Annotated in this window: 20 protein-coding genes; 4 read left to right on the plus strand and 16 right to left on the minus strand. The window is 69.0% G+C overall.

Annotated features, from left to right (window positions below):
* Positions 1-21 precede the first annotated feature (21 nt).
* From nuoK to AOK01_RS06195, 11 genes are all read right to left on the minus strand, one after another.
* Positions 22-321 carry an NADH-quinone oxidoreductase subunit NuoK gene (gene nuoK / locus AOK01_RS06145; RefSeq protein ID WP_020130147.1) on the minus strand — a complete coding sequence of 100 codons (300 nt, stop codon included), beginning with the start codon at positions 319-321 and terminating at the stop codon, positions 22-24.
* Complete coding sequence (locus tag AOK01_RS06150) at positions 318-1,160, minus strand: NADH-quinone oxidoreductase subunit J (RefSeq protein WP_055509239.1); 843 nt, start codon at positions 1,158-1,160, stop codon at positions 318-320. Before AOK01_RS06150 ends, nuoK begins: the two co-directional genes overlap by 4 nt.
* Positions 1,157-1,798 carry an NADH-quinone oxidoreductase subunit NuoI gene (gene nuoI, locus AOK01_RS06155; protein ID WP_055509240.1) on the minus strand — a complete coding sequence of 214 codons (642 nt, stop codon included), beginning with the start codon at positions 1,796-1,798 and terminating at the stop codon, positions 1,157-1,159. The genes AOK01_RS06150 and nuoI overlap by 4 nt, the downstream gene beginning before the upstream one ends.
* Complete coding sequence (gene nuoH, locus AOK01_RS06160; RefSeq protein ID WP_055509242.1) at positions 1,791-3,179, minus strand: NADH-quinone oxidoreductase subunit NuoH; 1,389 nt, start codon at positions 3,177-3,179, stop codon at positions 1,791-1,793. Before nuoH ends, nuoI begins: the two co-directional genes overlap by 8 nt.
* Positions 3,176-5,680, minus strand: a complete 2,505-nt coding sequence (locus tag AOK01_RS06165) for an NADH-quinone oxidoreductase subunit G (protein ID WP_055509244.1) — start codon at positions 5,678-5,680, stop codon at positions 3,176-3,178. The genes nuoH and AOK01_RS06165 overlap by 4 nt, the downstream gene beginning before the upstream one ends.
* Positions 5,677-7,053: an NADH-quinone oxidoreductase subunit NuoF gene (gene nuoF / locus AOK01_RS06170; RefSeq protein ID WP_425424722.1), complete on the minus strand. Its 1,377-nt coding sequence runs from the start codon at positions 7,051-7,053 to the stop codon at positions 5,677-5,679. The genes AOK01_RS06165 and nuoF overlap by 4 nt, the downstream gene beginning before the upstream one ends.
* Positions 7,054-7,058: 5 nt before the next feature.
* Complete coding sequence (gene nuoE, locus AOK01_RS06175; protein WP_055509339.1) at positions 7,059-7,889, minus strand: NADH-quinone oxidoreductase subunit NuoE; 831 nt, start codon at positions 7,887-7,889, stop codon at positions 7,059-7,061.
* Positions 7,890-7,918: 29 nt separating this feature from the next.
* Positions 7,919-9,235 (minus strand): NADH-quinone oxidoreductase subunit D, encoded by a 1,317-nt coding sequence (locus AOK01_RS06180; RefSeq protein WP_055509248.1) that lies wholly within the window; start codon positions 9,233-9,235, stop codon positions 7,919-7,921.
* A 55-nt stretch (positions 9,236-9,290) separates the two neighbouring features.
* Positions 9,291-10,049, minus strand: coding sequence for an NADH-quinone oxidoreductase subunit C (locus AOK01_RS06185; protein WP_055509250.1), 759 nt, complete (start codon positions 10,047-10,049; stop codon positions 9,291-9,293).
* Complete coding sequence (locus AOK01_RS06190) at positions 10,046-10,600, minus strand: NuoB/complex I 20 kDa subunit family protein (protein ID WP_055509252.1); 555 nt, start codon at positions 10,598-10,600, stop codon at positions 10,046-10,048. Before AOK01_RS06190 ends, AOK01_RS06185 begins: the two co-directional genes overlap by 4 nt.
* Positions 10,601-10,666: 66 nt before the next feature.
* Positions 10,667-11,026, minus strand: coding sequence for an NADH-quinone oxidoreductase subunit A (locus tag AOK01_RS06195; protein WP_055509254.1), 360 nt, complete (start codon positions 11,024-11,026; stop codon positions 10,667-10,669).
* A gap of 891 nt (positions 11,027-11,917) precedes the next feature.
* Here AOK01_RS06195 and AOK01_RS06200 point away from each other — a divergent pair.
* On the plus strand, positions 11,918-12,754 hold the full coding sequence (locus tag AOK01_RS06200) for a C40 family peptidase (protein ID WP_079103194.1): 837 nt from the start codon (positions 11,918-11,920) through the stop codon (positions 12,752-12,754).
* A gap of 90 nt (positions 12,755-12,844) precedes the next feature.
* On the opposite strand, the gene AOK01_RS06205 is transcribed toward AOK01_RS06200, so the two are convergent.
* Positions 12,845-14,155, minus strand: a complete 1,311-nt coding sequence (locus tag AOK01_RS06205) for a geranylgeranyl reductase family protein (RefSeq protein ID WP_055509259.1) — start codon at positions 14,153-14,155, stop codon at positions 12,845-12,847.
* Between the two features lie 175 nt (positions 14,156-14,330).
* On the opposite strand from AOK01_RS06205, the gene AOK01_RS06210 reads away from it, so the two are divergent.
* Together AOK01_RS06210 and AOK01_RS06215 are read left to right on the plus strand one after the other, a co-directional pair.
* Positions 14,331-14,846, plus strand: coding sequence for a GNAT family N-acetyltransferase (locus tag AOK01_RS06210; RefSeq protein WP_055509262.1), 516 nt, complete (start codon positions 14,331-14,333; stop codon positions 14,844-14,846).
* A gap of 115 nt (positions 14,847-14,961) precedes the next feature.
* On the plus strand, positions 14,962-15,309 hold the full coding sequence (locus AOK01_RS06215; RefSeq protein ID WP_370880361.1) for a PASTA domain-containing protein: 348 nt from the start codon (positions 14,962-14,964) through the stop codon (positions 15,307-15,309).
* 29 nt (positions 15,310-15,338) lie between these two features.
* On the opposite strand, the gene AOK01_RS06220 is transcribed toward AOK01_RS06215, so the two are convergent.
* The 4 genes from AOK01_RS06220 to AOK01_RS06235 form a co-directional block, all read right to left on the minus strand.
* Complete coding sequence (locus AOK01_RS06220; protein WP_055509264.1) at positions 15,339-16,040, minus strand: demethylmenaquinone methyltransferase; 702 nt, start codon at positions 16,038-16,040, stop codon at positions 15,339-15,341.
* Between the two features lie 74 nt (positions 16,041-16,114).
* The gene (locus AOK01_RS06225; RefSeq protein ID WP_245702131.1) at positions 16,115-17,392 is read right to left on the minus strand and encodes an acyltransferase family protein; all 1,278 of its coding nucleotides are present in this window, start codon (positions 17,390-17,392) and stop codon (positions 16,115-16,117) included.
* Positions 17,392-19,686, minus strand: a complete 2,295-nt coding sequence (locus AOK01_RS06230; RefSeq protein WP_055509266.1) for a bifunctional polysaccharide deacetylase/glycosyltransferase family 2 protein — start codon at positions 19,684-19,686, stop codon at positions 17,392-17,394. The genes AOK01_RS06225 and AOK01_RS06230 overlap by 1 nt, the downstream gene beginning before the upstream one ends.
* Before the next feature lie 19 nt (positions 19,687-19,705).
* A complete protein-coding gene (locus tag AOK01_RS06235; RefSeq protein ID WP_055509268.1) occupies positions 19,706-20,146 on the minus strand; it encodes a hypothetical protein in 441 nt (146 codons plus the stop codon).
* 316 nt (positions 20,147-20,462) lie between these two features.
* On the opposite strand from AOK01_RS06235, the gene AOK01_RS06240 reads away from it, so the two are divergent.
* A complete protein-coding gene (locus AOK01_RS06240) occupies positions 20,463-21,512 on the plus strand; it encodes a chitinase (RefSeq protein WP_055509271.1) in 1,050 nt (349 codons plus the stop codon).
* The last annotated feature ends 73 nt before the right edge of the window (positions 21,513-21,585 follow it).

The raw sequence follows: 21,585 nt of genomic DNA on the forward strand, positions 1-21,585 counted from the left end.
AGTCACGGTTCCAGCGACCCCTTACAGCTTCATCAGGCTGGCGTCGTCGACCGAGGCCGAGTGGCGGGAACGGAACAGCGACACGATGATCGCGAGCCCGACCACGACCTCCGCGGCGGCGACGACCATCGTGAAGAAGGCGATGATCTGGCCGTCGAGATTGCCGTGCATACGGGAGAAGGTGACGAACGCGAGGTTGCACGCGTTGAGCATGAGCTCGATGCACATGAACACCACGATCGCGTTCCGCCTGATCAGGACGCCCGTGGCGCCGATCGTGAACAACAGGGCGGCGAGGTACAGGTAGTTGACGGGGTTCACTTCGCGGCCTCCTCTGCGCGGTCTCCGCGGCCGAGCCGCTCCCCGGAACGCTGCTCCAGGGCCTTCAGGTCCTTGAGCGCCTCGTCCGACACGTCACGGATCTGACCGCGGTCGCGCAGCGTCTTGATGACGGTGAGCTCGGACGGTGTGCCGTCCGGGAGGAGACCGGGGATGTCCACCGCGTTGTGCCGGGCGTAGACGCCGGGGGCGGGCAGCGGCGGAAGCTGCACGTTCTTCCGTACGCGCTCCTCGGCCATCTCGCGCTGGGTCTTGGCCCGCTCGGTGCGCTCGCGGTGGGTGAGCACCATGGCGCCGACGGCGGCCGTGATGAGCAGGGCGCCGGTGATCTCGAAGGCGAAGACGTACTTCGTGAAGATGAGGGTCGCCAGGCCCTCCACGTTGCCGCCGGCGTTCGCCTGGGCCAGGCCGTTGAACTCGTTCAGCGACGCGTTGCCGATGCCCGCGCACAGCAGGATGCCGAAGCCGAGACCGCACAGGAGGGCCAGCCAGCGCTGGCCCTTGATGGTCTCCGTCAGGGAGTCCGCCGCGGTGACACCGACGAGCATGACCACGAAGAGGAACAGCATCATGATCGCGCCGGTGTAGACGACGACCTGCACGATGCCCAGGAAGTACGCGCCGTTGGCGAGGTAGAACACCGCCAGGATGATCATGGTTCCGGCGAGGCAGAGCGCACTGTGCACGGACTTCTTCATGAAGACGGTGCACAGGGCGCCGATCACGGCGACGGTACCGAGGACCCAGAACTGGAAGGCCTCTCCGGTGGACGTCGAGTAGGCCGCGAGGGAGGTGGAGTGGGCGGCGAGTTGCGCGGTCATCGGCCGATCACCTGTTCCGACGCCGGCTCGCCTTCTCCGAAGGTCGAGGCGCCCTCCTGCGGGACCTCGCCCTTGGAGTGGGCGACCTGCCGCTCCGTACCCGGCGCGGCCTCGGTGACGAGGCCCCGGTAGTAGTCCTGCTCGTCCGTGCCCGGGAAGATCGAGTGCGGTGACTCGACCATGCCCTCTTCGAGGCCTGCGAGCAGCTGTTCCTTGGTGTAGATGAGGTTGGCGCGGCTGCTGTCGGCCAGCTCGAACTCGTTGGTCATCGTGAGCGCGCGCGTGGGGCACGCCTCGATGCACAGGCCGCACAGGATGCAGCGGGCGTAGTTGATCTGGTAGACGCGGCCGTACCGCTCGCCCGGGGAGTAGCGCTCCTCCTCGGTGTTGTCCGCGCCCTCCACGTAGATGGCGTCCGCGGGACAGGCCCAGGCGCACAGCTCGCAGCCGATGCACTTCTCCAGGCCGTCCGGATGGCGGTTGAGCTGGTGCCGGCCGTGGAACCGCGGTGCGGTGGTCTTCTGCGCTTCCGGATACTGCTCGGTCAGCCGCTTCTTGAACATGGCCTTGAAGGTCACGCCGAAGCCTGCGACGGGATTCTGGAAACCGGGTGTGGTCTCCTTCTGCTCATCAGCCATCGGACGCCTCCTTTCCGTCACGAGGTCCATCGGATCCGTCACTGGCAGTATCGGGTCCACCACTGACAATCAGCTCCCGCTCCCGGCGCGGGCGGCGCCGGGGCACCGGCGGCAGCTCCTGACCCGGCAGTGGCGGTACGGGATATCCGCCCGCCATCGGGTCGAAGGCGACGGGTTCGGGCGGTGGCTCCTTGGCGGCCTTCCGGTCGCGGAACATGTCGGCGATGAAGGAGAGCAACAGCAGGACAAGGACCGCGGCGCCCACGTACAGGGCGATGTCGGCGAAGTCGTAGTTCTCGTTCCTGAGGGTCCGGACCGTCGCGACGAGCATCAGCCAGACCACGGAGACCGGGATCAGGACCTTCCAGCCGAGCTTCATCAGCTGGTCGTAGCGGACGCGGGGCAGCGTGCCGCGCAGCCAGATGAAGAAGAACAGCAGCAGCTGCACCTTGATGACGAACCAGAGCATCGGCCACCAGCCGTGGTTGGCGCCCTCCCAGAAGGTGCTGACCGGCCAGGGGGCCCGCCAGCCGCCCAGGAAGAGCGTCACGGAGACCGCCGAGACGGTCACCATGTTCACGTACTCGGCGAGCATGAACAGCGCGAACTTGATGGACGAGTACTCGGTGTTGAAGCCGCCGACCAGGTCGCCCTCGGACTCCGGCATGTCGAACGGGGCGCGGTTGGTCTCGCCGATCATCGTCACGATGTAGATCAGGAACGACACCGGCAGCAGGACGATGTACCAGCGGTCGTGCTGCTGCGCGACGATCTCCGAGGTCGACATCGAGCCGGAGTACAGGAACACCGACGCGAACGCGGCGCCCATGGCGATCTCGTACGAGATCATCTGCGCGCACGAGCGCAGGCCGCCGAGCAGCGGATACGTCGACCCGGAGGACCAGCCCGCGAGGACGATGCCGTAGATGCCCACCGAGGCGACCGCGAGGATGAAGAGCATCGCGATCGGCAGGTCGGTGAGCTGCATCGTGGTGCGCTGGCCGAAGATCGAGATCTGGTTGTCGGGCGGTCCGAAGGGGATCACGGCGATCGCCATGAAGGCCGGGATCGCCGCGACGATCGGCGCGAGGACGTAGACGACCTTGTCCGCGCGCTTGACGATCAGGTCTTCCTTGAGCATCAGCTTCACGCCGTCGGCGAGCGACTGGAGCATGCCCCAGGGGCCGTGCCGGTTGGGGCCGATGCGCAGCTGCATCCAGGCGACGACCTTGCGCTCCCACACGATGGAGAAGAGCACGGTGATCATCAGGAAGGCGAAGCAGAAGACCGCCTTGATGACGACCAGCCACCAGACGTCGCGGCCGAACATGGTGAGGTCCTCCGCGGCCAGGTACGCCGGCGCGGCGAGGTTTCCGGTCATGCCTCCACCTCCTGGGGAGCCTCGTCGGCGAGCGTCGCCGGTCCGATGCGGACGAGTGCGCCGGGCAGCGCGCCCGTGTCCGAGGCGACGCCCTGACCGGCGGAGTTCAGCGGGAGCCAGACCACCCGGTCGGGCATCCGCGTGATCCGCAGCGGGAGTTCGAGCACTCCGGCGGGCCCTGTCACGGCCAGCGTGTCGCCGTCCTTGACGCCCGCCTCGGCGGCCGTGGCGGCCGACACGCGCGCGTGGGCGGCGTGCCGGGTGCCGGCGAGCGCCTCGTCGCCCTCCTGGAGGCGGCCCCGGTCGAGCAGCAGCCGGTGTCCGGCGAGCACGGCCTCCCCCGCGGCGGGCCGCGGCGCCGTGGCCGCGGTCTCCAGGGGTTCGGTGGCCCGCGGCCCGTCCCAGGCGCCGAGCCGGTCCAGCTCCCCGCGCGCGGTGCGCAGGTCGGGCAGTCCCAGGTGTACGTCCATGGCGTCGGCCAGCATCTGCAGGACGCGCGCGTCGGTGGGCGCCACCCGGCGGGTCATCTGGTCGGGCTTGAGAGCGGCCTCGAAGAGACGCGCCCGGCCTTCCCAGTTGAGGAAGGTGCCCGCCTTCTCGGCGACCGCGGCGACCGGCAGGACGACGTCCGCGTGCTCGGTGACCTCACTGGGACGCAGTTCGAGGGACACCAGGAAGCCCACACCGTGGAGGGCCGCACGCGCGCGTGCCGGGTCGGGAAGGTCGGCGACCTCGACGCCCGCCACGACGAGCGCGGAGAGTTCGCCGGTGGCGGCGGCCTCGACCATCTGTCCGGTGTCGCGGCCGTGGCGGTGCGGGAGTGCGGCGATCTTCCAGGCCGCGGCGACCTCGTCCCGCGCGCGCGGGTCGGTGGCCGGGCGTCCGCCGGGCAGCAGCGAGGGCAGCGCGCCCGCCTCGATCGCGCCGCGCTCCCCGGCCCGGCGCGGGATCCACACCAGCTGGGCGCCGGTCGCGGAGGCGGCCCGTACGGCGGCGGTGAGGCCGCCCGCCACGGACGCCAGCCGTTCACCGACGACGATCACGGCACCCTCGGTGCGCAGCGCCTCGGCGGCCTTGGCCCCGTCGCCGTCCAGGCCGACTCCGGAGGCGAGCGCGTCCAGCCACTCGGTCTCGGTGCCGGGAGCGGCCGACAGGAGCGTGCCGCCCGCCTTCTCCAGGCCGCGCGTCGCGTGCGTGGCCAGCGAGAAGCTCCGCTGTCCGTGTCCGCGCCATGCCTTGCGCAGCCGCAGGAAGACACCGGGTGCCTCCTCCTCGGACTCGAACCCGGCGAGCAGGACCGCGGGGGCCTTCTCCAGTGCGGTGTACGTGATGCCGCTGCCGTCGAGGTCCCGGCCCCGCCCTGCGACGCGGGCGGCCAGGAAGTCGGCCTCCTCGGCGCTGTGCACGCGCGCGCGGAAGTCGATGTCGTTCGTGTCGAGGGCCACGCGCGCGAACTTGCTGTAGGCGTAGGCGTCCTCGACGGTCAGCCGGCCGCCGGTGAGGACGCCGGTCCGGGAGCGGGCCGCCAGGAGTCCCTGGGCCGCCGCTTCCAGTGCCTCGGGCCACGAGGCGGGCTCCAGCTCACCGGACGCGCCGCGCACCAGAGGCGTCGTCAGCCGGTCGCGCTGCTGCGCGTACCGGAAGCCGAAGCGCCCCTTGTCGCACAGCCACTCCTCGTTGACCTCGGGGTCGTTGGCCGCGAGGCGCCGCATGACCTTGCCGCGCCGGTGGTCGGTGCGGGTCGCGCAGCCGCCGGCGCAGTGCTCGCACACCGAGGGCGACGAGACGAGGTCGAAGGGCCGCGAGCGGAAGCGGTACGCCGCCGAGGTCAGCGCGCCGACCGGGCAGATCTGGATGGTGTTCCCGGAGAAGTACGACTCGAAGGGGTCGCCCTCGCCGGTGCCGACCTGCTGGAGGGCGCCCCGCTCGATCAGTTCGATCATCGGGTCGCCCGCGACCTGGTTGGAGAACCGGGTGCAGCGGGCGCACAGTACGCACCGCTCACGGTCGAGCAGCACCTGGGTGGAGATCCCGACGGGCTTCTCGTACGTCCGCTTCTTGCCCTCGAAGCGGGACTCGGAGTGGCCGTGCGACATGGCCTGGTTCTGCAGCGGGCACTCGCCGCCTTTGTCGCAGACGGGGCAGTCCAGCGGGTGGTTGATGAGCAGGAGCTCCATCACACCCTTCTGGGCCTTCTCGGCGACGGGAGAGGTGAGGTGGGTCTTGACGACCATCCCGTCCGTGCAGGTGATCGTGCAGGACGCCATGGGCTTGCGCTGGCCCTCGACCTCAACAATGCACTGGCGGCAGGCGCCGGCCGGGTCGAGGAGGGGGTGGTCGCAGAACCGGGGGATCTCGATGCCGAGCTGTTCGGCGGCGCGGATGACCAGGGTGCCCTTGGGCACGCTGAGCTCGACGCCGTCGATGGTCAGCGAGACGAGATCTTCCGGCGGGACCGCCGCCTCCCCGCCCCCGGAGGGAGCGCTCGTGGTCACGGTCATGCGTTCACCTCCGTGTGCTTGTCCTGGTCGGCCCAGACCGTCGACCTGGCGGGGTCGAAGGGGCAGCCGCGGCCCGTGATGTGCTCCTCGTACTCCTCGCGGAAGTACTTGAGGGAGGAGAAGATCGGCGAGGCGGCGCCGTCGCCCAGCGCGCAGAAGGACTTGCCGTTGATGTTGTCGGCGATGTCGTTCAGCTTGTCGAGGTCGGACATGACGCCCTTGCCGGCCTCGATGTCGCGCAGCAACTGCACGAGCCAGTACGTGCCCTCGCGGCAGGGCGTGCACTTGCCGCAGGACTCGTGGGCGTAGAACTCGGTCCACCGCGTGACGGCCCGCACGACACAGGTCGTCTCGTCGAAGCACTGGAGTGCTTTCGTGCCGAGCATGGAACCTGCGGCGCCCACTCCTTCGTAGTCAAGAGGGACGTCGAGGTGTTCGTCGGTGAACATCGGGGTCGAGGAGCCGCCCGGCGTCCAGAACTTGAGGCGGTGTCCGGCCCGGATGCCACCGCTCATGTCGAGGAGCTGACGGAGCGTGATGCCGAGCGGGGCCTCGTACTGGCCGGGGCTGGTGACATGGCCGCTGAGCGAGTAGAGCGTGAAGCCGGCGGACTTCTCGCTCCCCATCGAGCGGAACCATTCTTTGCCCTTGTGGAGAATCGCGGGAACTGACGCGATGGACTCGACGTTATTCACAACAGTCGGACACGCATAGAGGCCCGCGACCGCAGGGAAAGGGGGACGAAGTCGCGGCTGTCCACGGCGGCCTTCGAGCGAGTCGAGCAGTGCGGTCTCCTCACCACAGATGTACGCGCCCGCGCCCGCGTGCACGGTGAGCTGGAGATCGAGTCCGCTGCCGAGAATGTTCTCGCCCAGGTAGCCCGCCGCGTGAGCCTCGCGTACGGCCTCGTGCAACCGTCGCAGCACGGGGACGACTTCACCACGCAGGTAGATGAAGGCATGCGACGACCGGATCGCGTAACAGGCAATGACGATGCCCTCAATGAGGCTGTGCGGGTTCGCGAAGAGAAGCGGGATGTCCTTACAGGTCCCCGGCTCCGATTCGTCGGCGTTGACAACTAGATAGTGCGGCTTTCCATCACCCTGGGGAATGAACTGCCACTTCATTCCGGTGGGGAATCCCGCGCCGCCGCGCCCGCGCAGACCGGAGTCCTTCACGTACGCGATGAGGTCGTCCGGCGACATGGCGAGCGCCTTGCGCAGGCCCTCGTATCCGTCGTGCCTGCGGTACGTGTCCAGCGTCCAGGACTCGTCCTCGTCCCAGAACGCCGACAGCACCGGTGTGAGCAGCTTCTCGGGACTGTTCTCCGAGCCGGTCCCCGGCTGGGAGGCGCCCCCGTATTGAGTGGACAAGGTACTCACTCCCCCTCCTCGGCGGCGGGCCCGGCCGGGTGGTCCGGGTCGGAGGCCGCGGTGTCCTGCGGCGCGTCGTGCGAACTGAGGTGCTCGGCCGGTGACGGGTCGTGCGGCGCCCCGTCCCGGGGAGCGGGAGCTCCGGACCCGCGCGGGTGCACCACGCGCGCGGGAGCCGACTCCCCCTTGGCCAGCCGCAGGCCGATCAGCGAGGCGTGGCCGGCGCCGCCGCTCGCCTCGACCGCGCCGGGGCGCTCGTCGGGGAAGCCCGCCAGGATGCGGGCGGTGTCCTTGAACGTGCACAGGGGCGCACCGCGGGTCGGCTCGACCTGGGTACCCGCGCGCAGGTCGTCGACGAGGCTCTTGGCGCTCTGCACGGTCTGGTTGTCGAAGAACTCCCAGTTGACCATCACGACCGGCGCGAAGTCGCAGGCCGCGTTGCACTCGATGTGCTCCAGGGTGACCTTGCCGTCGCCGGTGGTCTCGCCGTTGCCGACGCCCAGGTGCTCCTGGAGGGCGGAGAAGATCGCGTCGCCGCCCATGACCGCGCACAGCGTGTTGGTGCAGACGCCCACCTGGTAGTCGCCGCTCGGCTTGCGGCGGTACATGGAGTAGAAGGTGGCGACCGCGGTCACCTCGGCCGTGGTGAGGTCGAGCATCTCCGCGCAGAACCGCTGTCCCGTGCGCGTGACATGGCCCTCCTCCGCCTGCACGAGGTGCAGCAGCGGCAGGAGGGCGGACCGGGAGTCCGGGTAGCGGGCGATGATCTCGCGCGCGTCGGCCTCCAGCCGGGCTCGTACGTCGTCCGGGTAGCTGGGCGCGGGCAGTTGGGGCATGCCCAGGCTGACGCCCTCGGGGGTGGTGGTCACCGGTCGACGCCTCCCATCACGGGGTCGATGGACGCGACGGCGACGATGACGTCGGCGACCTGGCCGCCCTCGCACATCGCCGCCATGGCCTGCAGGTTGGTGAAGGACGGGTCCCGGTAGTGGACCCGGTAGGGGCGGGTGCCTCCGTCGGACACGACGTGCACCCCCAGTTCCCCCTTGGGTGACTCGACGGCCGCGTACGCCTGTCCCGGCGGGACGCGGAAGCCCTCGGTCACCAGCTTGAAGTGGTGGATCAGGGCCTCCATGGAGGTGCCCATGATCTTCTTGATGTGGTCGAGCGAGTTGCCGAGGCCGTCGGGGCCGAGCGCGAGCTGGGCGGGCCAGGCGATCTTCTTGTCGGTGACCATGACCGGGCCGGGCTGCAGCCGGTCCAGGCACTGCTCGACGATCGCGAGCGACTGGCGCATCTCTTCGAGCCGGATGAGGAAGCGTCCGTACGCGTCGGCGGTGTCGGTGGTCGGGACGTCGAAGTCGTACGTCTCGTAGCCGCAGTACGGCTGGGCCTTGCGCAGGTCGTGCGGGAGCCCGGCGGACCGCAGGATCGGCCCCGTGGCTCCCAGCGCCATGGAGCCGGCCAGGTCGAGATGGCCGACGCCCTGCATACGGGCCTTGAAGATGGGGTTCCCGGTGGCGAGCTTGTCGTACTCGGGAAGGTTCTTGCGCATCTTCTTCACGAACTCGCGGATGTGGTCCACCGCGCCCGGGGGCAGGTCCTGGGCGAGGCCGCCGGGCCGGATGAACGCGTGGTTCATGCGCAGTCCGGTGATCAGCTCGTAGATGTCGAGGATCAGTTCACGATCGCGGAAGCCGTAGATCATGATCGTGGTGGCGCCGAGTTCCATGCCGCCGGTGGCGATGCACACCAGGTGCGAGGAGAGCCGGTTCAGCTCCATCAGGAGCACCCGGATGATCGTCGCGCGGTCCGGGATCTGGTCCTCGATGCCGAGGAGCTTCTCGACGGCGAGACAGTACGCGGCCTCGTTGAAGAAGGACGTCAGGTAGTCCATGCGCGTCACGAAGGTGGTGCCCTGGGTCCACGTGCGGTACTCAAGGTTCTTCTCGATGCCGGTGTGCAGGTAGCCGATGCCGCAGCGGGCCTCGGTGACCGTCTCGCCGTCGATTTCGAGGATGAGCCGGAGCACGCCGTGGGTGGAGGGGTGCTGGGGGCCCATGTTGACGACGATGCGCTCGTCGTCGGCCTTGGCCGCGGTCTGGACGACCTCGTCCCAGTCGCCACCGCTGACCGTGTAGACGGTGCCCTCGGTGGTTTCCCGGGCGGATGCGTGAGTCATTACAGCCTCCCGGAGGGAGTCGTTGAGGGGCGGTGGTCGGGTGACGGGCGGGCGCTCATGAGTAGGACCTCCGCTGGTCCGGAGCCGGGATCTGGGCGCCCTTGTACTCGACGGCGATGCCGCCGAGGGGATAGTCCTTGCGCTGCGGAAAGCCCTGCCAGTCGTCCGGCATCATGATCCGCGTCAGCGCCGGGTGACCTTCGAAGACGATGCCGAAGAAGTCGTACGTCTCGCGCTCGTGCCAGTCGTTCGTCGGATAGACCGAGACCAGGGACGGGACGCGCGGGTCGCTGTCCGGGGCGCTGACTTCGAGGCGGATCAGCCGGTTGTGGGTGATCGAGCGCAGGTGGTAGACGGCGTGCAGCTCGCGTCCCTTGTCCTGCGGGTAGTGGACTCCGCTGACTCCGGTGCAGAGCTCGAAGCGCAGGGCCGGGTCGTCGCGCAGGGTCCGGGCGACGCGGAGCAGGTGCTCGCGGTCGATGTGGAAGGTGATCTCGTCGCGGTCGACGATCGTCTTCTCGATCGCGTTCTCCGGGACCAGGCCCTGTTCCTCCAAGGCGCCTTCGAGTTCGTCGGCGACCTCGTCGAACCAGCCGCCGTACGGGCGGGCGGCCGGCCCCGGGAGGCGGATCGAGCGGACCAGGCCGCCGTATCCGGAGGTGTCCCCGCCGTTGTTGGCGCCGAACATGCCGCGCTGGACCCGGATCTCCTCCCCGCCGTCACCGCGCCGGCCCGGGAGGTTGGAGGCGCCGAGGTCCTTCTCGGGGTTGGTGCCGTTCGTGCCGTTGCCGTTCGTGCCGTTCGCGTCGCTCACCGCAGCAGCCCCTTCATCTCGATGGTGGGGAGCGCCTTGAGCGCCGCTTCCTCCGCCTCGCGGGCCGCTTCCTCCGCGTTCACCCCGAGCTTCGAGGACTGGATCTTCTGGTGGAGCTTGAGGATCGCGTCGATCAGCATCTCGGGCCGCGGCGGACAGCCGGGCAGGTAGATGTCGACGGGGACGATGTGATCGACGCCCTGCACGATCGCGTAGTTGTTGAACATGCCGCCCGACGACGCGCAAACCCCCATGGAGATGACCCACTTGGGGTTCGGCATCTGGTCGTAGACCTGCCTCAGGACCGGCGCCATCTTCTGGCTGACACGTCCGGCGACGATCATCAGGTCGGCCTGCCGCGGCGAGCCGCGGAAGACCTCCATGCCGAAGCGCGCCAGGTCGTAGCGGCCCGCGCCCGTCGTCATCATCTCGATGGCGCAGCAGGCGAGGCCGAAGGTGGCGGGAAAGACGGACGACTTGCGCACCCACCCCGCGGCCTGCTCGACGGTGGTCAGCAGGAAGCCGCTCGGCAGCTTTTCTTCGAGTCCCATGCTCAATGGCTCCTCTGTCCCCTGTACGGGGCTCAGTCCTTTGCGGGGTTCAGTCCCATGCGGGCTTCAGTCCCATTCCAGGCCGCCGCGTCGCCACACGTACGCGTAGGCGACGAAGACGGTGAGCACGAAGAGCAGCATCTCCACGAGCCCGAAGACCCCGAGCGAGTCGAAAGTGACGGCCCAGGGATAGAGGAAGACGATCTCGATATCGAAAATGATGAAGAGCATCGCCGTCAGGTAGTACTTGATGGGGAACCGCCCGCCGCCCGCCGGCGTGGGGGTCGGCTCGATTCCACACTCGTAGGCTTCGAGCTTGGCCCGGTTGTATCGCTTTGGACCGATAAGCGTGGCCATGACCACGGAGAAGATCGCAAAGCCTGCCCCGAGGGCTCCCAGCACGAGGATGGGCGCATACGCGTTCACCGCTCCTCGCTCCTCTCAGTCGGCATTGACTGCTGGCGGTTGCATCAGGCGTCACGCCTGCCCCACGAACCCCACGGACCTCGTGAGGCGCCCGAACCCGGTGCGGCTCCACCAAGATCGCGAACATGTGAAGCAGGTCACAAGCCCAACTGCCCCGCATCCTATGCCTGTGGGTCTGTGATCTGCGACACGGGGTGCGACAACGCCTTTGTGATCTCCACCACCCGGCAGCGGATCATGAAGTCGGAGGAGTGTCGATCTTCGTACGAGAAGCGCCCGAGTGATCACCAGAAGTGACATTTTCACCCGTCGCCGCTGGTCCACGCCTTGGCGCACTATCAAGGGAGGCGAAGTCAAGGCAAATTGGTGCTGGACGAGGGCGCTTGATAGGGGAACTCGTTCACACTTCGGGGGCGTTGGGATGCCCGTTGTGGACGGCTCGGGCGCGTGCGTTCGTTCACGAGCGGAGGACGGCACCGGGGCGGGTCCGAGCCGAGTCCGAGCCGAGTCCCGGTCAGCTCCGAAATCGGGTCCGAATCGGGTCCACGCCGAGCCCGGGTCCGAGTCGGGTTCGGGTTGAGTCGGGGTCGATTCCGGGTCGAGTCCGAATCAGGTCGGACCCCTGCCCACGATTCGCGCGCCGACGCAGCCATCACCGCCATCGTTCCGTGACGTGCGTCACATCGGTAACGGGCCGGAAACAACAGGGCTTGGCCATCGGCTCCAACGAGTGGTAGGTCGCGGGCAATTCGGACGTAACTCGAAAAGGCCGTGATCACAGGTGTGCCGGGCACTGTCCGCAATGCGCGTTACGGCGCCAATAAGGGGCGCTGCGGCAGAGATTCGGGCGCCCGTTGAACAATTGTGGCGCACCACACGTTTCTTGAAGGTATGGAGGAGCCCCTGATACCGGTTGTACCTATGTCCCACACCGCTCACATACGCAGCCACCGGAAACCCCGGCCTCGCAGCAGCTCGGCGCTCGCGATGCGCGCCGGAGTTGCCGGTGGCGTCCTCGGCACCATGGCAGTGGCCGGTGCCGCCGGAACGGCCAACGCGGCCGAGCCGGTGACCCAGACCATCGAGCTGCCCACGCTCACGTCCGACATGACCGCTCAGGTCGCCGAGTCCGCGGAGGTCACCCAGCAGGCCGCGGCCGACTACCAGCTGCGCGCCGAGCGTGACGCGGCCGCCACGAAGGCCGCAAAGCAGGCCAAGGCGGACCTCGCCGACGCGAAGAAGAAGGCGGAGGCCAAGCAGAAGGCCGAGGAGGCCCGCAAGGACGCCGCGGAGCGCGCCACACGCTCCGCCGCCGCCCGGACGACCCTCACGACGTCCTCAGCCGCCGACAACGACGTTCCGGCCCCTGCCAGCGGCAGCGTCGGCACCGTCATCAGCTTCCTGCAGGCGCAGGTCGGCGACGCGTACGTGATGGGCGCGTCCGGCCCCGACGCGTGGGACTGCTCCAGCCTGGTCCAGGCCGCGTTCAAGCAGGTCGGCGTCGACCTGCCGCGCGTCTCCCAGGACCAGTCCGTGGCCGGTACCCCGGTCTCGATGTCCAACATCCAGGTCGGCGACATCCTGTACTGGGGCGGCGCAGGCTCGGCGTACCACGTGGGCGTCTACATCGGCGGCGGCCAGTACCTGGACGCGGCGAACCCCTCGAAGGGTGTCGTCGTCCAGGACCTGTCGGGCTACCCCGCGGACGGTGCGGTGCGGGTTCTCTGACCTCAGGTCGCACGACCGCTTCTGACGGGCCGCTTCCCCGGGTGGGGGGAGCGGCCCGCAGGCGTACTCTCGTCGGCGTTCACCAACGGGCTATGCCTTCGGGGCGACCTTCGTCAGGCCGTTGATGATGCGGTCCATCGCGTCGCCGCCCGTCGGGTCCGTCAGGTTGGCGAGCATCTTCAGCGTGAACTTCATCAGCAGGGGGTGCGTGAGGCCGCGCTGGGCGGCGATCTTCATGACGTTCGGGTTGCCGATGAGCTTCACGAAGGCGCGGCCGAGCGTGTAGTAGCCGCCGTAGGTGTCCTTGAGGACCTTCGGGTAGCGCTGGAGGGCGAGTTCGCGCTGGGCGGGGGTCGCGCGGGCCTGGGCCTGGACGATGACGTCGGCGGCGATCTGGCCGGACTCCATGGCGTAGGCGATGCCCTCGCCGTTGAAGGGGTTCACCATGCCGCCCGCGTCGCCGACGAGCAGCAGGCCCTTCGTGTAGTGGGGCTGGCGGTTGAAGGCCATCGGCAGGGCGGCGCCGCGGATCGGGATCGTCATGTTGTCCGGGGTGTAGCCCCAGTCCTCGGGCATCGAGGCGCACCAGGCCTTGAGGACCTCGCGCCAGTCCAGTTCCTTGAACGAGGACGAGGTGTTGAGGACGCCCAGGCCGACGTTCGACGTGCCGTCGCCCATGCCGAAGATCCAGCCGTAGCCCGGCAGCAGGCGGTCCTCGCCGGGGCCGCGGCGGTCCCACAGCTCCAGCCACGACTCCAGGTAGTCGTCCTCGTGGCGCGGGGACGTGAAGTACGTACGCACCGCGACGCCCATCGGGCGGTCCTCGCGGCGGTGCAGGCCCATCGCCAGGGACAGCCGGGTCGAGTTGCCGTCGGCGGCGACGACCAGGGGCGCGTGGAAGGTGACTTCGCGCTTCTCCTTGGAGTCGGCGTCGCCGAGTTTCGCATGGACGCCCGTGATGCGGCCCGTGCGGTCGTCGACGATCGGGGCGCCGACGTTGCAGCGCTCGTGCAGGCGCGCGCCGGCCTTCTGCGCCTGCCGGGCGAGCTGCTCGTCGAAGTCGTCGCGCTTACGGACGAGTCCGTAGTCGGGGTAGGAGGCGAGTTCCGGCCAGTCCAGCTGGAGGCGGACCCCGCCGCCGATGATGCGGAGCCCCTTGTTCCGTAGCCAGCCCGCCTCTTCCGAGATGTCGATTCCCATGGAGACGAGCTGTTTGGTGGCGCGGGGCGTCAGTCCGTCGCCGCACACCTTCTCCCGCGGGAACGCGGTCTTTTCGAGGAGCAGGACGTCAAGGCCGGCCTTGGCGAGGTAGTACGCCGTGGTGGAACCGGCTGGCCCGGCCCCGACGACGATCACGTCGGCACAGTGTTCGGAGAGGGGCTGGGACGGGGACTCGGTCACGGCGGGGTCTCCCCAGGTCTCGAAGGTTCGAAGCCACGAATTCTCGGAGCCCCGAAGCGCGAAGTCTCGAAGCGCCGGGTCTCGAAGCGCTAAGTCTCGAAATCCACGTGCTGACAGGCACGGGACATGGGCAGTCTATGCAGCGGTACTGATCGCCTGGCTGAAGGGCTGCCCCGTGAACCGAGCTCTCCCCGTGGTAAACCTGCGCGTCCCCACCGACGAGGACGCCTTCGCCTGGCACCGGGTCTTCGACGACCCGGACGTGATGGAGTTCCACGGAGGCAAATCCGCCGAACTGTCCGTCTACGAGGAGCTGACCGCCCGGCAGCGCCGGCACGACGCCGAGCACGGCTTCTGTTTCTGGACCATGCTCGACGTGATCGACGGGGAAGAGCGGGTCATCGGTTTCACCGGCGCCCAGCCGTGGCCGCACGAGTGGGGCCCGCGGGGTGAGATCGAGATCGGCTGGCGGCTCGGCCGGGAGTACTGGGGCAGGGGGTACGTGACCGCGGCGGCGCGGACCGCGCTGGAACGGGTGCGTGCGACGGGCGTCACCTCCGTGGTGGCGATGGTGAACTCCCGCAACGAACGCTCGATCGCCGTGACCAGACGCCTCGGCATGGAGCTCGTGGAGACGTTCACCTCGCCGACGACGGACCAGTTCGGGCACTGTTACCGGTTGGCGCTCTGACACACGCGGCGGTCCGGCACCGCCGGGCACCGTCCGGCGCCGGTCCGGTCCCGTCCGGTCTCCGGTGCCTTCCGGCGGGGACCGGCATGGGCTTACCCTGCCGGTACCGCTGGGGGTGACGTCCGTGCGCAAACCACGCAAGACGCCCGAAGTGCGCGTACCGCGGCTCGTCGGTCTGATGGCCGTGGACGCGCGCGAGACGGCCGAGGAGGGCGAGGTGCTCCTCGACTCGCCCGACCGGCCCGACCTCGACCTGACCGTCGTCGACTACGTCGTACGCCAGTACCCGCTGCCCGACTCCGAGGTACCGCGCTGGGCGGTCGTGACGGTGTGGTTCGACTTCGGCGAGGGTGAGGGCGACGGCGGCGCCGGGGTGCGCGAACCGCGGCAGCCACGACCGCCGTCGGGCGGCCTGCAACGCGAACTCGACGCACCGGGCGACCCGTTCGCCCTGCTCGGATGAGGAGCACCTACCAGGGGGCTCGGCAGGCGCTAGCTCTGCTTGAAGCCGCGGTGCAGGGCGACGATGCCGCCCGTGAGGTTCCGCCAGGCCACCTTCGACCAGCCGGCCTCGGTCAGGCGCTCCGCGAGGGCGGGCTGGTCGGGCCATGCGCGGATCGACTCGGCGAGATAGACGTACGCCTCGGGGTTCGAGGAGACCGCGCGGGCCACCGGCGGCAGGGCGCGCATCAGGTACTCGGTGTAGACGGTGCGCAGCGGCGACCAGGTCGGATGCGAGAACTCGCAGATCACCACACGCCCGCCGGGCTTCGTCACCCGGTACAGCTCCCGCAGTGCCGTGTCGATGCCGGTGGACTGCACGTTCCGCAGGCCGAAGGAGATCGTCACCGCGTCGAAGGTGTCGTCCTTGAACGGCAGCTTCGTGGCGTCGCCCGCCGTGAGCGGCAGCCAGGGGTGGTTCTTCTTGCCGACCCTGAGCATCCCGAGGGAGAAGTCGCAGGGGACGACGTACGCCCCCGTGCGGGCGAAGGGCAGCGAGGAGGTGGCGGTGCCCGCCGCGAGGTCCAGGACCTTCTGGGCGGGCCGCGCGTCGACCGCCCTGGCGACCTCCTTGCGCCACACCCGGTCCTGGCCGAGCGACAGCACGTCGTTCGTCAGGTCGTAGCGTTCCGCGACGTCGTCGAACATCGAGGCGACTTCGTGCGGCTGCTTGTTCAGGGATGCGCGGGTCACGGTCCCATTGTGGCAGCACGGGCCGGGCGACTCGCCGGCACCCGGCCCGTACGCCGGTCCCTCTGAGGAATCCCTCAGGGCAGCAGTCTCGGCTTCGTCTTCGCCGCCACGTCCTCCACCCACCCGCACAGCAGGACGAACGCGCCGATGAGGAGCCAGCCGATGCCGAACATGAACCACTGGCTCTCCAGCGGCAGATACGTCTCGAAGGCCGGCACGTTCCAGAACTGGTCGATCAACGGGACGGCCAGGATCAGCGCGAGCTCGTGCCAGAGGTAGAGGGTCACCGCGCGGGCGTTGAAGATCCGTACGATCCGGTCGAGGCGCCGGAAGCGGGCCAGCCACGCGAAGTCGATCCCGAAGCGCGCCTTCGCGTACATCAGCAGGGTCACGAACCCCGCCGACCAGAACGCCTGTGCGTACGGGATGTCGTCGAGGTCGTACGAGCCCGTCTCGGCCTGGTGCGTGAAGGCGTACCAGCCGCCGTACCCGATCGCGGCGAGCGAGAGGACCACGACGGCGAACGGCTTCAGCCGCTGGAGGACGCCGTCGCGGTGCGCGAAGCCGAGGATCCAGCAGAACAGGTACGTGGCCAGGTCGATGATCCCGATGCCGAAGCGGTCGTCCGGCGGCGTCCAGAAGAACTGGACGACCACGATCGGGGCAAGCGAGAGGACCAGGACCGCGACCGGGGCCAGCCGGAAGACCCTCAGCAGCAGGGGCGACAGCAGGACGAACCACAGGTACGTCCGCAGGTACCAGAGGATCTCCCAGGCCTGCTCGCCCCAGGCATTGCCCGGCGGGTCACCGAGCGGCACGACCCAGTAGACGATCTGCCAGCCCGGCATCCAGCCGTGGATCAGCATCGCGATCACGACGAAGAAGCCCCAGAACCAGAAGGGCGGCAGGAGCCGGCGGACCCGGCTCCTGATCACCTTGAGGGCGGGCCGCTCCAGGGACTTCGCCATCAGGGTCCCGGCGAGCGCGAACATGATCCCCATGGAGGGCAGGACCATGCCCGCCCAGGGCCAGCCGAAGGTGTGGTACGTGACGACGCGGACGAGGGCGACGGCCCGCAGGGTGTCGAAGTAGCGGTCGCGGCCCGCGGCCGGGCGGGCCGTCGGCGGGGCCGCGTCTGCCGTCGGCGGGGCCGCGTCTGCCGTCGGCGAGGTCGCGCTCGCCTTCGGCTGGGCTTCCACCCGCGGCAGCCGGGCCGTGTCCGTGAGCTCACCGGGCGCCGGGGGCACGGCGGCCACTGGGACCACCGGGGTCACCGGGGTCACCGGGGTCACCGGGGTCACCGGGGTCACCGGGGTCACCGGAACGCGGCCGTCCCGGCGGTGGGCGCCCATCAGCTCGTCCCCGCCGGCGTACCGACCTCCCCCGTGCGCTTCAGCTTCTGCCAGCGCAGGCGGCCGCCCGTGAGGGCCGTGATGCAGGAGTGGATGAGGACGAGGTACATCATCTGCCGGTACGCGAGCTGCTGCAGCGGCATCATCAGCAGATACCGGTACTTCTCCCGGTCGAGCCGGAACGCGTAGGCGGCGCAGACGAGCTGGATGCCCAGGACGGCCAGCCAGGCGAGCAGCGACGCCTTGAAGTCGATGAAGATCATCGAGTAGACGGTGAACACGTCGATGAGCGGGGCGAAGACGGGCGTGACGATCTGGAAGATCACCACCAGTGGCATACCGACCCGGCCGAAGCGACCCGAGGGCCCCTTGTCCGTCAGGGACTTGCGGTGCTTCCACAACGCCTGCATCGTCCCGTACGACCAGCGGTAGCGCTGTGACCACAGCTGCTTGAGGGAGCCCGGCGCCTCGGTCCAGGCCTTGGCGTGCTCCTGGTAGACGACCCGCCAGCCCTCCCGGTGCATGGCGATGGTGATGTCGGTGTCCTCGGCGAGCGTGTCCTCGCTCATCCCGCCGACGGCGAGCACGGCCTCCCGGCGGAACGCGCCGATCGCGCCCGGGATCGTGGGCATGCAGCGCAGCAGGTCGTACATGCGGCGGTCGAGGTTGAAGCCCATCACGTACTCGATGTGCTGCCAGGCGCCGATGATCGTGTTGCGGTTGCCGACCTTGGCGTTGCCCGCGACCGCGCCGACCCCGGGGTCGGCGAAGGGCTGCACCAGCTGACGTACGGTGTCGGCCTCGAAGACGGTGTCGCCGTCCATCATCACCACGATGTCGTAACTGGCGTTGCGGACACCGTTGTTGAGGGCGGCCGGCTTGCCCGCGTTCTCCTGGCGGATGACGCGCACGTTCGGCATGCCGAGTGCCTCGGCGATCTCCTTCGTGCCGTCCGTGGAACCGTCGTCCACGACGATGATCTCGATCGGATGGGTGCTCTGCGCCAGCGACTTGAGGGTGTTGGCGATGCACTCCTTCTCGTTGTACGCGGGCACGATCACGCTCACCGGCCGCGTGATCGCCGGCCCCCAGCTGAACCGGCGCGTGTTGCGTTTCCGGTAGTGCCTGCGGGCGAGGATCAGCATCATCCCGAAGCGGCCCATGACGGCGAAGCCGACGACGGCGAGTCCGACCGCGAGCCCCGGTACGGTCCACTCGGCGACGGCGACCGCCGCGACGAGGGCCTTGCCTTCGTAGAGGGTGGTACCGGTGGCGGTGCGGTGGGCGGCCTGGAGGCCGTTGCCTCCCCCGGCAGCCTGTCCCAGCCCTTGCCCGCCCTGCCGGCCGCCGGGCGCCTGGCCGGCTGCCTGGCCGTCGGCGGACTCGTCGCTGTCCGCCTGCTGTTCCTCGCTGTCCGCCTGCTGGATGGCGCCGCTGATGGTGGTGAAGGTGTAGCCCTTCGCCTTCATCTTCTTGATGTAGGTGCCGAGCGCCTTGACCGTCTGCGAACGCTCGCCGCCCGCGTCGTGGAAGAGCACCGAGGCGCCCTTGTTCTTCGACGGCGTGGCCCACTTGATGATCTTCGAGACGCCGGGCCGCTTCCAGTCGTCGCTGTCGGTGTCGACGAAGACGCTGGTGTAGCCCTCCGCGCCGAGCTTCTTGTAGACGGGCCAGCTGTAGTTGTCGATGGCGTCCGTCTCCGAGGAGTACGGGGCACGGAACAGCGTCGTCGTGATACCCGCCGCGCCCGCCAGAGCGAGCTGCGTCTGGGCCATCTCCCGCTTGATCCGGGCGTCGCTCTGGTACGAGAGGTCGACGTGCGTGAAGGTGTGGATGCCGACCTCGTTGCCCTGGTCCACCACGTCGTTCACGATGCCCGGGTAGCGCGAGACCATCGAGCCGACCAGGAAGAACGTACCCGGGACGTCGTTCTCCTCAAGGATCTTCAGGATCTGGGGAGTCCAGGTGGGGTTGGGACCGTCGTCGAAGGTGAGCGCGATGGTCTTCTCCGGGACGGACGTGGTCTGGGCCTGCCCGTTCCTGAAGGAGAGGATCGGCCCGCCGTCGATGACGGAGTCCGGGACCTTGCTGGAGCTGGCGTTGCTGCGCACGCGCTCGTCGCCGCCGACCTCGGCACGCAGATAGCCGTCGAGCAGCATCACGCTGGTGAGCGCGAGGAGGAGCAGCAGGGCGAGGATGACACGCGGTTTCTGCAGCGCCGCGGCCTTGCCCGCCGCCCGTGTCATCCGGGAGGGGGCGCGCCGGCGGCCGCGCGAAGGCGTCGAAGTAGCCATGAGTGTGGGTGCGTTCCGGTCAGTTGGCGGCCGCGGAGGCGGACGCGGACGGGGCGGAGACGGAGGCGGAGGCGGAGGCGGGTGCGGCGCCGGTGGGCACGGCGCCCGTGGCGGCACCCGAGGGCGGGGCGCCGGTGGGGCGCGCGGGCGGACTGCCGGTGCCGCCCTGCGGCTGGACACCGCCGCCAGGGCCGGAGTTCTGGCCGCCGTTCGGGCCGCCGCCCCCGAAGGGCAGCAGCGACGACGGGGTGAGCGAGGGGCCCCAGCCCATGAACGCCATGCCGAGCACGACCGCGTACCCGATACAGACGACGCCGAGGAGGAGGCCGATCCGGCGCAGCAACTTGGCCCTGCGCCCGGAGGTGTCAACGAACACGGGACCGTCTACGGACCCGTTGCCACGTTTGCGGCGGCGGCCGCGCACAGCGGCGCGGGATTCGATGGCAGGCTCGGGATGCATTCCCCGGATATTAGGGATCCTTTATGTGTCCGAAACTCTGATTCTGTTGTGAGCGCGCCATGAGAAACAGCCGAGTCTGTCTTTTCCCTGAGAGAATCATTGGGCACCGGGCGGGACGAGGATCGCCGCGAAGGTGCCCAATGTCCGTATATTCATGCCCGGTTGATCCCACTTGTCGGGCCATTCCTGTAGATTCCCTGTGTATATTCTGACTTCGTGGAGCGGGGCGACCCGTGAGACATTTTCAGTTCGGAAACGCACTTTGTTTCCGTCCTGAGACAGATATCACGAAAGCACGAAAGTGGGAGCATGCTCGATGAGGACTTTCCTGAGGCCGGCTGCCGGGCTCTTCTGCGTGATCGCCCTGGCCACCGCGGGGTGTTCCTCGGCGACGGACGACTCCTCGGACTCGAACTCGGGCTCGGGTTCCACGAGCCGTCCACAGAGCAGCGCGTCACCCTCCGGGGGCTCGTCAGGTGCCTCCTCGGGCACCGCGTACGCCCCGTACGTCAGCGCCACCACCGCCTCCGACAACGACTCGGCGGGCTCCCCGTCGACGTACAACCTGGCCTTCGTCATCGCGGACGGCAGCAGTTGCACGCCGACGTGGAACGGCACGACCGCGATAGGCGACTCGGCGGTGAAGTCCCGTATCTCGGCGCTGACGGAGTCGGGCTCCACCGTGCGTGTCTCCTTCGGCGGGGCCTCCGGCAAGGAACTCGCCTCGACCTGTGACAGCGCCTCGGAACTGGCCGCTGCCTACGGGAAGGCCCTCGACGCGGCCGGGGCCACGGAGGCCGACTTCGACGTGGAGGGTGAGCAGTTGACGGACTCCGACTCGGTGGCGCTGCGCTCCGAGGCGATCGCGTTGCTGCAGAAGGAGCGCGACGACCTGACGGTCACCTTCACGCTGCCCGTCATGCCGTCCGGCCTCGACGACGACGGTGTCGCGCTGCTGGAGTCCGCCAACGACAAGGGCGTTCAGGTGTCCACGGTCAACGTCATGACCATGAACTACGGCAGCGCGTACGACGAGGACATGGGCGACTACGCGGAAGCGTCGGCCCAGGCCGCGCACGACCAGTTGGAGAAGACCTTCGGGTTGTCGGACGAGGGGGCGTGGCGGGGGCTCGCGCTCACGTCGATGCTCGGCGTCAACGACGTGGACAACGAGACGTTCTCGTTGTCCGACGCGGAGCAGGTCCGTTCCTTCGCGGAGGAGAAGGGGGTCGCGTGGGTGTCGATGTGGTCGACGTTCCGGGACCAGGCGTGTGAGGGAGACGATGCCTCTTCGGATGACGCGGCGACGAATTGCAGTGGGGTGGAGCAGGGGGCGGGGGATTTCGCGGCGGCGTTCAGCGGGTGACGGTTGGCTGCGCCGCTGCACCCCTCAAAGGCATGGGGTGCGAGCGGATTCCCTTTGGCCGCGGGCCGGTGGG

It is taken from the genome of Streptomyces aurantiacus (genome assembly GCF_001418335.1).
GTDB classification, from domain to species: domain Bacteria; phylum Actinomycetota; class Actinomycetes; order Streptomycetales; family Streptomycetaceae; genus Streptomyces; species Streptomyces aurantiacus.